9 protein-coding genes are annotated in these 13,419 nt (G+C 51.8%); 6 read left to right on the plus strand and 3 right to left on the minus strand.

Features of this window, described 5'->3' with window-relative positions; translation table 11 throughout:
* Nucleotides 1–143 precede the first annotated feature (143 nt).
* From ACF8D4_RS13635 to ACF8D4_RS13645, 3 genes are all read left to right on the plus strand, one after another.
* Nucleotides 144–4,805, plus strand: coding sequence for an ATP-binding protein (locus ACF8D4_RS13635; protein ID WP_345844908.1), 4,662 nt, complete (start codon nucleotides 144–146; stop codon nucleotides 4,803–4,805).
* A 25-nt stretch (nucleotides 4,806–4,830) separates the two neighbouring features.
* Nucleotides 4,831–5,988: a PleD family two-component system response regulator gene (locus ACF8D4_RS13640; protein ID WP_051472708.1), complete on the plus strand. Its 1,158-nt coding sequence runs from the start codon at nucleotides 4,831–4,833 to the stop codon at nucleotides 5,986–5,988.
* Nucleotides 5,989–6,150: 162 nt separating this feature from the next.
* Complete coding sequence (locus tag ACF8D4_RS13645) at nucleotides 6,151–7,365, plus strand: RsmB/NOP family class I SAM-dependent RNA methyltransferase (RefSeq protein WP_107004873.1); 1,215 nt, start codon at nucleotides 6,151–6,153, stop codon at nucleotides 7,363–7,365.
* 130 nt (nucleotides 7,366–7,495) lie between these two features.
* Here the strand turns inward: ACF8D4_RS13645 and ACF8D4_RS13650 are convergent, their stop codons facing one another.
* Complete coding sequence (locus tag ACF8D4_RS13650; protein ID WP_392465317.1) at nucleotides 7,496–7,921, minus strand: secondary thiamine-phosphate synthase enzyme YjbQ; 426 nt, start codon at nucleotides 7,919–7,921, stop codon at nucleotides 7,496–7,498.
* A gap of 357 nt (nucleotides 7,922–8,278) precedes the next feature.
* Between ACF8D4_RS13650 and ACF8D4_RS13655 the strand changes: the two genes are divergently transcribed.
* The gene (locus ACF8D4_RS13655; RefSeq protein WP_025010268.1) at nucleotides 8,279–8,557 is read left to right on the plus strand and encodes a peptidylprolyl isomerase; all 279 of its coding nucleotides are present in this window, start codon (nucleotides 8,279–8,281) and stop codon (nucleotides 8,555–8,557) included.
* Here ACF8D4_RS13655 and ACF8D4_RS13660 read toward each other — a convergent pair.
* The gene (locus ACF8D4_RS13660) at nucleotides 8,545–9,147 is read right to left on the minus strand and encodes a class I SAM-dependent methyltransferase (RefSeq protein WP_208124771.1); all 603 of its coding nucleotides are present in this window, start codon (nucleotides 9,145–9,147) and stop codon (nucleotides 8,545–8,547) included. The genes ACF8D4_RS13655 and ACF8D4_RS13660 overlap by 13 nt on opposite strands.
* A complete protein-coding gene (locus tag ACF8D4_RS13665) occupies nucleotides 9,144–9,617 on the minus strand; it encodes a mechanosensitive ion channel family protein (protein WP_025887287.1) in 474 nt (157 codons plus the stop codon). The genes ACF8D4_RS13660 and ACF8D4_RS13665 overlap by 4 nt, the downstream gene beginning before the upstream one ends.
* 276 nt (nucleotides 9,618–9,893) lie before the next feature.
* Here ACF8D4_RS13665 and ACF8D4_RS13670 point away from each other — a divergent pair, with 276 nt between their 5' ends.
* Both ACF8D4_RS13670 and ACF8D4_RS13675 read left to right on the plus strand, forming a co-directional pair.
* Nucleotides 9,894–11,402: an EAL domain-containing protein gene (locus ACF8D4_RS13670; protein ID WP_392465276.1), complete on the plus strand. Its 1,509-nt coding sequence runs from the start codon at nucleotides 9,894–9,896 to the stop codon at nucleotides 11,400–11,402.
* A complete protein-coding gene (locus tag ACF8D4_RS13675; RefSeq protein WP_392465277.1) occupies nucleotides 11,402–13,270 on the plus strand; it encodes a VRR-NUC domain-containing protein in 1,869 nt (622 codons plus the stop codon). The genes ACF8D4_RS13670 and ACF8D4_RS13675 overlap by 1 nt, the downstream gene beginning before the upstream one ends.
* Nucleotides 13,271–13,419 lie beyond the last annotated feature (149 nt).

Below are 13,419 nucleotides of genomic sequence, written 5' to 3' on the forward strand. Positions count from 1 at the left end.
GGGATGTTCTGCTTCTGGCTCAATGCCCAAGGGATGGCTATGGCTGACTTCAAGGATGATCCGCTCAGTAGTTTCTGCCGGGTTTTGTATTTGTACCAGGCTTATTGGTTATTACCTATTTCCAGGAACAGCGGGAGATGGGCGTGAGTCTGTTCAAACGGCAACTGCTGGCCGCGCTGCTGGCTTGTTTGGCTATGGCCGTAATTTTAATCCTCTACCAAAATGGGCAGCAGGAACGCCATCATTCCAATCAGTTTCAACAGCTCAAGCAGCAAACCTCTGCCACTGAATTGGAACTTGAATTATTGTTGGGGCGCGCCGCCTTAACTGCCCAAAGCCAGGCTGTGCAGTTATCGAGTTACTTAAACCATCCAGAAGCTGAAGAGAAAAAGCTGCCCCAATATCTCGACGAACAACTGCTGCTAACACCGGCCTTTACCCGTTTGGTGCTCCTGTCGGAACAAGGGCAAATATTTGCCCGTACCAGCATAGATAACCAGGGATACGCATTGTCATCCCAAGCGCTTTCAACTCCCATTTTGGCTTCCGCCAATAGGCAAACCGGCCAGGAACATGAAAATGCCCCTCCAGTCCTGAGGCAACTTCAGCGCGAACTGCAGCTACAGGCCGAACCTGTGTTGTCGTTACTGCCTCAGGTGGCACTGCTGGCTCAGGACACGGTATTGGGCAGACAAGTATCCTTCCTTGCCCGGATTTCAGGCGATGGCTTGCGACTCAAAGAGCAGGAAGGCAATGCTCCAGCAGCCAAGGAAGCCGGTAACTATTACTGGCTGGCGACGCTGGATTACAAAGTTTTCGAGTCCCTGCTGGATACTACAGCCATGCGTTTACAAACAGCCGGTTTTACCCGGGTTGAAGTGATGCTTACGGACGCTCAAGGGAAGAGGCTTGCTCAGGTGGGCGAGGAAGCAGGCAACCAACCGGCCAGAGGGTATGAAACGCTAAAAACCTTGCAGTTAAGCCGTGCGGTCAATGCTACGGGTCTTCATGGTCAGGACTGGCAACTGAGTATTGTGGCCACGCCGCCTCCTAGTGCCAATCCAGTGCTTTTGCCCGCCGCGCTGCTGACAACACTATTATTGCTCGCCCTTGTCTGGCTTTATATCGACCTTGTGAGACCGCTGGAAAAGCTGGCAAGAACACTGACTGCCCTTGGGCGCGAACAGGGAATGGAAAGCTTCAATCTTGTCGCTGTTTCATTGTCAGGCATGCGCCGCGAAATTAGCGAACTTCGTGAATATCTGGGTAATCGTTTGCAGCATTGGATGGTGATTGAGCGGCAAAATCAACAGTTGCAATTATGGCAATCCAGTCTTGAACAATTGCCAAGAACGCTTGTTATTACGGAACTGGACGATGTGGGTACCATTATTTATGCCAGTAAAAACCTGGCAGAAATCTGTGATTTTGACTCTGCGGAAACCAGGCTCACGATGGCTGCTGTTCTCGACAGGGCCGACAGCCCCGGCGGTTTTATGTCGCTGCCAAAATGGAGTCGGGGCGCGACTGTGGTACGAATGCCGGGGAGCCATGGCCGTTTTACAAGGGTTTGCAGTTATCCCATTAAGAATGACGCTGGGGAAGTGCGATTTCGCCTATTGGAACTTGAAGCGATAACAGTTACGGGTGCCTTGGCGCCAAGGGTGTCATTGGACTCGGACAGTGGTTGCTTCGTCGACAATATCCCAGGCATCAATGGCGTGGATACCGGCAATAATATAGAGCCTTACTCAGGGCTTTTCCTGTTACTCAAAGACGACCATCATATTCTTGAGGTGAGCCAGGCGTTTGCCGGGCTACTGGGCTATAGCCCTGAGGAATTGCTGCAACTGGGTTTTGGCTCTATCTCTCCGTTTTGGACTCCAGGACAACATTTGCCACAGCTTTTGATCCTCAAGCATCAAGATGGCCGCTTACTGGAGTTTCATCTGCAATGGCGTGCCAGCCATGGCCTGACGCCAAAGCTCTACTGGCTCTGGCCCAGTCCGTTAATCCAGCGGCCAGAGCATCGCACCTTGCAGGCACAGGAGCTGGGTTATAGGGCGGCCTTTTTGCAGGCTTCAGTGGGTTTTGCCCGCATAGGTATGAGTGGCGAGTGGCTTGAGGTCAACGACAAGTTCTGTGACATCTCAGGCTGTGACCGTGAGCAGATAGCGCGTATGGATCCCGAAGTGGCGCTCAATCTCAAGCAGTTTGATGGATGGCTGCGCTTCAGTGAAAAAATGCTCAACAATGAACTTAAGTTTCACGGCGATGAAAAACGCTATTTGCGCCTTGATGACAGTGTCCTTTGGTTGAATGTTTCCGTGTGCCTCATCCGCGACAGCCACGAGCAGCCCAGATATTTTTTAATGGCGTTTGAGGATATCAGTCAGCGCAAGCAGTTTGAAATCGGTCTGATGGAGGCCAAGCAACAAAGGGAGGAGTTGCTTAAGGGGCGGGATCTGGCTTCCGAGGCAGGTGGAATAGGTAACTGGTCCTGGGACATAGAGTCCGGAGAGCTTATCTGGGATAACAGGATGCGCAGCATCTATGGCCTGAATTCAGAGAAACTGACCTTCAGAGATTGGCGTGCCCGGGTACATCCCGAAGATATCGCCGACGCCGAGGCGAATGTCAACGCCTGCATCAATCACAAGGTGCCGTTTCGGGCCGAGTTTCGGGTTATCAATCAGCGCACCGGGGCGACCCATTGGGTTAAGGCTGCCGGTGACACCATACGTCGCAACGGTGTGGCGGTGAAACTCTTCGGTATTAATCAGGACATTAGCGATGAAAAAGCGCTGCAGCAGTCACTGGCGAGAGAGAGCGCCGAAGCTAATCAGGCGAGCCAGGCCAAGTCCCGCTTTCTGGCGGTGATGAGCCATGAGATCCGCACTCCCATGAATGGTGTCGTGGGCATGATAGATTTGCTGCGCGATACCGGTCTCAGTGCCGAGCAGCAGCGGATGATAGGCACCATCCGGGATTCGGCTTTCTCGCTGCTGGAGATCATCAACGACATTCTCGACTTCTCCAAGATAGAAGCCGGCAAGATGGAACTGGAGATAGAATCTGTCTCCTTGCTGTCTATTCTGGAGAAGACCATAGAAGTGCTCTGGTTCAATGCCGCCAGCAAGAACGTGTTTCTCAATATTCTGCCGGATCTGAATCTTCCGGTGCTTATCCGCCTGGATCCTGTGCGTATCCGCCAGATAGTGCTCAATTTGGTGGGCAACGCCATCAAGTTTACCCACAGCAATCGCCAGCAGGGACTGGTTATGTTGCGAACTGAGTGTCGTCAAAGCCATGACAACCACAGTGAGATGATCCTCGAGGTGATAGACAATGGGGTTGGAATGACCAAGGCCCAGCTCAGACAATTATTTGAGCCCTTTACCCAAGCAGATTCTTCAACCACCCGTAAATATGGCGGAACGGGACTTGGGCTCAGTATCACCAAGTCTTTTGTCGATTTGATGGGCGGCAAAATAGAGGTGGAAAGCCAACCGGATGTCGGCAGTACCTTCAGGCTCCGTCTTCCCTGTGAAGCGGCCGATGAATACCGGGAAACCGAGCTGCAGCGCTACAGCGAGCTTAATATCAAACTGCTTATCTGTATCGACAACAAACAACATCTGGTGGCCGTGTTGCACCTTGTTGAACAACTCGAACTGGAGTATCAGTGCCTCGATTCCGGGCAACTGGAAGGCAGCCTATTTGAACAAGCCTGCTTGGCAGAATCCGAGCTGCTTATCAGCGACAGTTACCAAGCTTACAAACAGTATCGCAATCGGGGGGAAAAGGGGCTGCCATGTGCCTTGTTATTACTCGATGAAGACTCGATTACCTCTAAGGTTGAAGCGGATATGCGGGTCTGTATGCTTTCTTGTCATCCGCTCAAACCCACGGCTGTGCTTGCGGCTCTGGCGATGCTGAGCGGGCAGAATCCAGCGTTATGGCAAATGTTTGCTCCCGGTGAAACCACGCGGATTGGCCGTAGCGTCTCAGAGACAGATATTGCGACCGACGCCGGTTTTACCATCTTGGTGGCCGAAGATCATCAGACCAACAGAGAAGTGATCTCATTACAGTTGAAGAAGCTGGGCTGCCGTTTTGAATTGGCGGAAGATGGCCTCGAAGCACTGAAGATGTGGCAGAGTGGCGGCTTTAGTGTGCTGCTTACCGATTGCCATATGCCTGGAATGGACGGCTTTGAACTGACAGCCGAAATTCGCCGCCTTGAACAAGAGCAGGACTTGCCTCATACCCTGATCATCGCCGTCACTGCAGATGCCATGTCCGGCGAACTGCAAAATTGCCTGTCGGCTGGCATGGATGATTATCTGGCCAAGCCGGTGGAATTCAAGTCCCTCAAAAGCAAACTACTGGCCTGGCATGGCCAAAATCAGTTCCGCCAGAATGAAATGATCGGCGAGTCTCCCTCGGCTCATACCGAGGCGCCTTTGGATCTCAACAAGTTAGCTGAGATCTTGGGGACAGAGGATGACGAGATAATCCAATCCATAGTGCAGTACTTTCTTACTTCACTTGAGCGGGAACTGCCGCCGCTGTTTGAGGCGCTGGAGAGCCTGGAAGCCCAGGAGCTGAGACGCCGGGCTCACGCGCTCAAGGGCGCCGCCAACTCATCCGGCGCAGTGCGTCTTGGCAAACTGTTTGCCGAGTTGGAGCAACAGGCCGCCGAAGGGCAATTGACATCTTCAACACAATATCGCCAGCAGATTGAGCACGAGGCGGCGTTGGTCAAGCGGGCCATGCCGCAATCACAAGCTACCCAGGCCTGAATGCCTGTATGTCGGGAGAACAAGGATGAGAGACAGCGTAACTAGCCTGATATTGTTTTTTGATGATCAGGATCTGGTCGAGCCCGTGGAAGCCATAGTCAATGTCTACTTCGAGCGGGTTCTCAGAGTGGATATCCGGGTGGAGAACAAGGAACTGGCGAGCCTTTCAAAAGAGAAACATACCCGAATGCTATTGGTCTATTGTTTTCAGGATGTGGCCCATGCCGAGAGTCTGAAGCGCTTTCTTCAGGGCAATGAACACTTCAATGCCCTGAGAACAGTGCCACAGGCGAGTATGTTGTTGTGTGAAAAAAGTTGTCGGGCTCAGGCGTTTGAACTGTGTCGCCGCGAAGCTTTTGACAGTTACGACACCATTCGGCCCATCTATGACAATAATAAAATCATCCTCACCTTATACAAGTTGCTTGAGATCATAGCGCTTAAATCCGAGCTCAAGCGTTTCGATCAACAGGATCTGGATATGCAGTATGAGCTGCAAAACACTGCCGATTGCCTGGAAGGACTCAACGAGTCAGTCAAAGTGGCCAGCAAGCAACAGTCGTCGCTGATCACCAGCATAATGCAAGATGTTGACGGAATACTCAGTTCCATCTCTGAAAGTGCTTTCATGCAGGCTTTCAGGCGGGTATTTCACTCGCTGCCGGATGAAGAGATCAACAAGTTTATTGAGGAGCTGAAACGTTACTCCATCAACCCGCAACTCAATCGCCTCAAGGAAAAGAGCGAGTCATTGTTCAACGAGCTCTCAAACCAGATGCTGCAGCAAAAGGCGGCATTGGAGAAAAAAGACAGCGGCAAGAAGGCTACCATAGTGGTGGCCGACGATCAGGATGTGGTGTTGAAAATCATAGTTACTATCCTGGAACAGCATGGTTATCGGGCTGAGAGGGCCACCAATGGGGTAGAAGTGCTGTTAAAGGCCAAGATCCTCAAGCCGGATCTCATCTTATTGGACATAGACATGCCGATACTTGACGGCATTGAAACCCTCAAAGTCTGCAAGAAAACCCCCATGCTGCAGGAAATCCCGCTGATCATGCTCACCAGCTATGCCGATGTGGATCATTTCCAAAACTCCCTATTGTTGGGCGCAGAGGATTACATTATCAAACCCACCAATGCCGACACCTTGCTGAAGAAAATTCGCAGCGTGCTTAATTGAGCTGGCTTTTTTACCTCGCCCTAGGGGAGCGCTACAGACGGTGCGCAAATACAGCAAACTTTCAGTTAAAAACCGATTAATCCCGCCAAAGCCACTCAAGCCCCTTGCAGAGCTGGGGGCGAACTCCTATGATCCAGCGGTTTTCCATCCCGAGGCCCAAATATGCTTAACTCCCCGCTTAGCGAACATGCCAGTGAGCTGGTCATTGCGATTCTCAATCAGGTACTGACCCAAGGTGCGCCGCTGGATCGCGCCTACTCAAAGCAGTTTGCACCTGAGCGCCTCAAGCCTTGGGAGCAAGCCAGAATTGCTCTGGTCACCGGTGATATTTTGCGCCGTTTAAGTTATTACAGCTTTCTGGCCGATGTTGCAGCGGATCAAATTGAGCGTGAAGGCACGAGACTCATCAACGCCTGGCATATGGCCAATGGCCTTGAGCTGCCGAAAATGCGCTACGCGCTGCAGATGGACAGTGAGCTGCTTGAGCAGCGGATGGCTGAGGCCCAGGCTATGCCTGCGCTGCTCGATGGTTGCCCACAGTGGCTCGAAGCGCTAGGGAGTGAACAACTGGGCGATAACTGGCCGGCCGAGCGCCATGCCTTGACTCAGGCCCCCAAACGTTATCTACGCACCAATTTGCTTAAGTGCAGCCGGGAAGAACTCAAGGCTCGTCTTGCCAAGGAAGGGGTCGAGACTTGTGAAGTCCCCGAGGTTGCCAGCGCTCTTGAAGTGATTTCAGATTCAGCGCTGTTTCGCACCGAATGCTTCAAGTCGGGCTGGTTCGAGCAGCAGGATGCCGGCTCGCAACATGTCGCCGAAGCTCTTGGGGTTGAACCAGGGATGCGGGTCATTGATGCTTGCGCCGGTGCCGGCGGCAAGACGCTGCACCTGGCCGCCAAAATGCAGGGCAAGGGACGACTGCTGGCGATGGATGTTGAGCAGTGGAAGCTGGATAACCTCAAACAGCGGGCTCGCCGCGCCGGCGCCCACAATGTGGAAACCCGGCTGATTGCATCCAGCAAGACCATCAAACGTTTGAAACTCAGCGCCGACAGGGTACTTTTGGATGTGCCTTGCTCAGGGCTTGGGGTGCTGAAACGCAACCCGGACACCAAATGGCGTGATACTCCGGAGCGCTTGCCGGTGCTGATGGAACTGCAGGAGCATATTCTCGGCAGTTACAGCCGCATGGTGAAGGTGGGCGGGATCCTGGTTTACGCCACTTGCTCGATTATGCCGCAGGAAAACGAGCAGCAGGTAGCGCGTTTTCTGAAGCAGCAAAGCCATTTCCGCTTACTCGATGAGGAAACCATCAGCCCGGCCAAAACCGGTTTCGATGGTTTCTATCTGGCAAGAATTGAGCGGATAGCCGAGTAACAATCAGGCCTGTTTGAGTCATATTGACTTAAACAGGCGGTTTCACTCCCGCTTCAAAAAGCATCTCAACAAAAGCATCTCAACAAAAACTGTGCCGCTCACTCTTACCGGTTTGCCAAGTATTGCCGCTTTATTCCCCCTGCAGGGTCAACAGCAGGCGGCGCCGACCGCCATTGTCTCTGTGCTCGCCAAGATAGATCCCTTGCCATGTGCCCAGTGCCAGCTGTCCGGCGCTGACAGGCAGCAGCAAACTGGTGCCAAGCAGGCTGGATTTAATATGGGCCGGCATATCATCGGCGCCCTCATAGGTGTGGCGAAAGTAAGGGGTATCTTCGGCCACTGCGCGATTGAACCAGGCCTCAAAATCCTGCCGCACTGTGGGATCGGCGTTTTCGTTGAGCGTCAGCGAGGCAGAGGTGTGCAGTAGTTGCAGGTGCAACAGGCCGCAACTGACGTAAGGCATATCATCAAGAGCCCTGGCAATATCATCGCTTATTAAATGAAAACCGCGCCGCTTGGCGTTCAAGGTCAGTTGGTGCTGATGCCACGTAGATATTCCTTAATGTGGGTGAGACTGGCCGCCATCTGAAAGCTTGCCATTAAATCACCGCGAATTTAAAAGCCGGGCCTCTGATTTTTAGGTGAGCGCCCGGCGAAACATTCTATCGTCTTTATGGGGGCTCCCCAAGATGCAAGGCGGTACTTACCCAGCGGACAGCCCATCATTAGCTGAAGAGATAGTGGGCGATTCAATTATCAAGTTTGATGATAAAGCCTGCATCGGCGCCATGACCATCTCATTAGTGAGAGTGATGAAAGAGGGGGATTAGAGAGAGTGATTGCAGATAAAACACAGATTGTTTGCTAAAATACCGCCGCGAATTTACCCCTATAGACCCAGGAGAAACACCCCATGGCCAGAGCTTGCGCCAGACACATTTTGGTTAAAACCCGTGAAGAGGCGGAAAAACTCAAGGCCCGTATCGCCAAAGGGGAAGATTTTGGCAAGCTGGCGAAACAATACTCTCAGTGTCCTTCAAAAAAACGCGGCGGCGATCTCGGGGAGTTTGGCCCAGGGCAGATGGTTAAGGCGTTCGATCAAGTGGTGTTCAAAAAGCCGGTGCTCGAAGTGCATGGCCCGGTCAAAACCCAGTTTGGTTTTCATCTGATCCAGACTATTTATCGTAATTGAGCTAAAGCCTGCTGCGGTTTTCTGGCAAAGGCTCGATAGCATTGAGCCGGATCGCCGGCCAAAGTTCTACAGGCCGTGACTTCATCCTCCAGGTCGACAAAGTCTTCCAGCAGCTCCTGCAACTGCATGGGTGTGTGGTAACACATAGGAGTACCCAGCCCTGAGGTGAAACGTTTCGTCATGGGGGCGCAAAACTCACTCAGGTGGAACAAGCCTCCAGGCTTAAGCACGCGTTTAAGCTCCAATATGGCGGCTTTTTGCGCCATTTCAGATGGCATGCAGGTTAAAACGGCGCAGCTCAGCACCACATCGAATGTTTCATCGGCAAAAGGCAATGGAAGTTGTGGCAGCTGAATTAAATCGATGTCCGGGTACAGACTGAGGCCGCGCTTTATCATGGCGGCTGAGGGATCGACCCCCAGCACCTCAGGATAGCCTAACTGTTTCAGCTGCTTGGTTATCCGGCCATAACCGCATCCAAAGTCCAGTATTCTGGCATCGGGTTTTACCAAGTGGCAGAAGCGCTGCACATCGATTTCCAGATTGAAATTGACCTGGTTGGCAACCTTATCCCAAAGCTGCACCGTCATTGCTTATCCTCATCAATAATGGAAACTTTATTGTTGAGGAACAAAGAGTTGGGCACCAGATGTGTCACGCCTTCATCCTTTACCGTGATATAACGCAGGTTGAGATCCACCACTGTCCCCTTGGAGCCGGTAATATCGATTTTATTGCCCAGCTTTATTGGTTTATAGAGCACTATCATAATGCCGGCAATCAGGTTGGATATGGCGTCTTTGAGGGCAAAACCCAGAGCAAAGCCGGTGAGCCCGAGTCCGGCAACCAAGGCGCCAACATCAAAGCCCAACTTGGATAAAGCCAAGACGGCACCAATAAATATCAGTACCACGCGCTGGGAGTTGGAGATCAAGCGAAACGATTCGCTGGCCGCCGAGTCAAAGCGGGCGGCCACTTGTTTCAGGAAACGGTCGATAATCAGGCTGACTACCACAAATGCGGCAAACACCAGGATTGCCTGAATGACATTTTCATTCATTTTCTGCTCCGAATAATAAAGTCTTAGTCGCTGAAATGTTCGGCTTGGCGCACAAAGGCATGCCAAACTCAAAGGCGCCCAAGTTAACCAAAGGTTGAGATAGAGACAAGAGTCAATCAATAAATTTCAGTGGCTTACCTAAATTGCCCAAGGCCGTTTTTGCCTACTCAGGCTGCAAAAGGTTTTGCCGTAGAATAGGGTATTTGCTGCCTGTGTCATTGTATCTGGCGCTCTGGCTGGGTATAAGGGAAGTGACATTCTACAAGGACGATAATCATGAAGGCTGTATCCGAGAACAAACGGGTTTTGCTGCTGTTGCTGTTACCTATAGTTCTCTTGCTGTTGTCATCGGAGTTATTGCTAAGGCCAGTGACCTCAGTAATAGTCAAAAATCAGTTCAAACTCATGGAAGAGTATCTTAGCCAGAGACAGCGTTCCATCAATGACATTATTCTCCATCAAGTACCTGAGTTTCATTTTGATTGTGGCCCGCAAGACGCAAAATTATTGCGGGCACCTGAAAACTATAATCGCTATTTTCGGGTGATGGGGATAAAAACCAAAACCGGCATGGGCTGCAGTTCGCTTGGCTCGGATTTACTATTGCCGGATCTTCCCAGTGACACCCCCATAGGGCAGGGCTTTGGCCTAACCACTACAGGTGCCATGCATGACACCGAGCAGGAACTCTTGGTTTATTTCAGAAGTAATGGCAATACCGCTTACTGGATTTTGGACAGCAGTTGGATCCGTGAAATTATCAATCTTCCCTGCCGCGATTGTTTTTACATAGAGTTTCTGCATCATGCTCCAGGCTCCGAAGGGCTGGTATTTGAGCGCGGCAATCCCTCGGTACCCAAAGAATCCCATGTGCATTTTCTCAGTGTGATGGACACGCAGCATCAGGTGGAGCAAAAACTCTGGTTTGGAAAGAAACTCGATGATTACGCCAGAGAAAAGATCTTTGTTTACGGTTTACCCTTGAGCATTTTGCTCGGAGTGCTGCTGGCCGGGGTTTATTGGCTTTATCTGAGTTACCACAGTTCCCTCAAGAGTATGATTCAAAGGGGAATTGCCCGGCAGGAGTTTATCCCTTTCTATCAACCCATAGTCGATATTAATCAGGGCAAAATTGTCGGTTATGAAGTCCTGGTGCGCTGGAAGAAGGGCAAGGAGTTTATCCCCCCGGCCGCCTTTGTAGAGCATGCCGAAGCCTGTGGCCTGATCATTCCCATTACCGAATCTTTGCTGCAGCAGGTACTGCAACAACTGCCGGAGCTTGAGAGCGGCACTTGGGTAAGTATCAACCTGGTGGCAGAACATCTGGAGCAGGCTCATGTCAGTCGTGTGCTGCAACAGCATAATTGGCCGGAGCCGGACAGACTTAAATTTGAGATCACCGAACGCTTGCCCATTGCCGACATTGACGCCGCCAAGCAGGAAATCGCCAGGCTGACAGAGAGGGGATACAGCTTTAAAATTGATGACTTCGGCACCGGATATGGCGGCTTTAAGTATATTCAAGCCTTGGGGATCGACAGCATCAAGATAGATAAGATGTTTACCGATACCATAGGCACCAATGATCTCAAGCGTGGTGTGCTGGATGCCATTATCGCCTTTGGTATGGAGTCAGAGCTTGAGATGATAGTCGAAGGCGTGGAGACGGCGGAGCAGGTGGAGTACCTCAAAAAGCGCGGTATATTCCTGCTGCAGGGATACTATTTCGCCAGCCCCATGCCGATTGAACAACTGAAAACCGTGAAATCAGACGAAGCTCCCTAATGGCAGAAACCTTAGCGGCAAAAACCTTAGTGAAACCGGCCACTCTTGAACTTGCAAGCGATTATTACCTGAGCAATTTTGAACTCTTGCTGGAGGGTAGCCGCCGCTATCTGGATATTTTGCCAAGCGAGCTTGCCAGGTTACGCGCGGCGTACCTTGCCTGCACCAAGCCTTCGCGGATGTTGCTGGTGCGTCTCTTATCCCGCAAGGGCGAGTGGTTTCGCACCGATAAGCTTAACTACCCGGAAATAGGGGCCCTTGAACCTGCGATAAAGGGGCTTGAGCAAGCGGAGCTCATCAGCACTTCATCATTGCCAAACACTGAAACCTGGCTCAAAGGGGTCACCCTCACAGAGCTGCGCCGGGCGCTTCTCAAACTGCAACAGAGTCGAGCCTCGGAGGGCGAGAATAGTCTTGGGGGGCTGGTCGATATTGTGCTGCATCTAGGTAAAAGCGTAAATGGTGCCTCAAAGGAGACACTGAAACGTACCATGCTGGCGCTCGGGCCCCAAGACTCACAGTTATTGATTGGCGAACTGAACTCTGAGCTGGGCATAGAATGGATTGAGCTTAAATGCCAGCGGCTTCTCGATGGCCTATTGCTGCTCTATTTTGGCAACCGTTATCAGGATCTGAGCCAGTTTGTGCTCAGCGATCTGGGCTTGCAGCGCTTTGAAGTCACTGTGCTGGACAAGGCCCACCGCGCCTATGACAGCCCAGAGCAGCTTAACGTCGCGTTGGCATTTGGCCATATGAGTCAGCAGATAGAAGAGGCGATACTAGCCAAACAGCTGCTGGATATTCCATTGCTGCTTGAACAGCTTAATGCCATTTCAGCGATGCCCGAGGCTAACCCCTTACTCGAGCGGCGCCGGCAAAAACTACTGACTCTGATAGGCCGCGAAGCCGAAAGGCAAGGGCAAACTACTCTTGCCATCAGTGTCTATTCGCAGTGCGAACATTGGCTAGCAAGGGAACGCCTGTGCCGCTGCCTGGAAAAACAGGCTCAGTGGCGGGCTCTGACTCATGCGCTGCTGCACCTTTGCGACCTTGCCGGTAATGAGAGTCAGTGGCAAATCATAGAACGTATTGGCAAACGCCTGCTTAAAAAATTGCCAAATGGCAAAGACAGCAAGTTTGCCTCACCATCAGGCCATAGTGAAGCGCCTGATTCCTTGGCGCTTGATTCTTTGATGTTAAGACTGCAAGCGCTGAATGAAAATGTGCCGGGTAGACTGGGTGCGCCGCCAGCGATAGCTCTGCAACTCACACCCAATGGTGAACGAGTTGAATTGCGTGTCGCTGCGCACTTTGAAGCGCTCGGTTACCGGGCGTTTTTTCTCGAGAATGCCTTGCTTTGTGGCCTCTTTGGACTCGCCTTTTGGGACATTATTTTTGCCCCCGTTAAGGCGGTATTCGATAATCCATTTCAGCGCAGCCCACGGGATATGTTCACCGAGGAGTTTGTTAGTCGGCGTCAAGAGGCCATCACGGCGCGTCTTGATGAAATCGCTCGGGAGCCTGGCGCTGTTATTTGGCGCCATTTTCAGCAAAAGCAAGGACTGGCAAATGATTGGGTTTACTGGGAAAACCTGCCGCAACAGGCGCTGGAACTGACGCTGGCGGCACTTTCCGGCGCCAGGCTCGCTCAGGTATTTGAACGTATGCTTGGCGATCTCAAGCATTACCGCAGTGGCCATCCGGATCTTGTGTTATTTGACGCCGAAGGGCGCATTAGTTGGCTTGAAGTGAAAGGCCCGGGCGATAAGCTGGCCGATCATCAAATATACTGGCTCAACTTCCTCAGTGACTTGGGAGAGGCACGGGTTTGCTATGTCGACTGGGCAACGGCCGGCGAGTGTAAATAAGGTAAATAGCATTAAGGCAAGAATGATTGTTATTTAGTATTGGCCAATAACAGTCAATTAACAGGCAGCCCACTGGCGGCCTGCGCTATGTGGAAACCTTAATTGAAGTTCAGAGTCAGCAAGTCATCGCTCCATTTCGCCCGCGTCGT

It is taken from the genome of Shewanella sp. YQ_9 (assembly GCF_043103185.1).
Taxonomy (GTDB): Bacteria; Pseudomonadota; Gammaproteobacteria; order Enterobacterales; family Shewanellaceae; genus Shewanella; species Shewanella algae.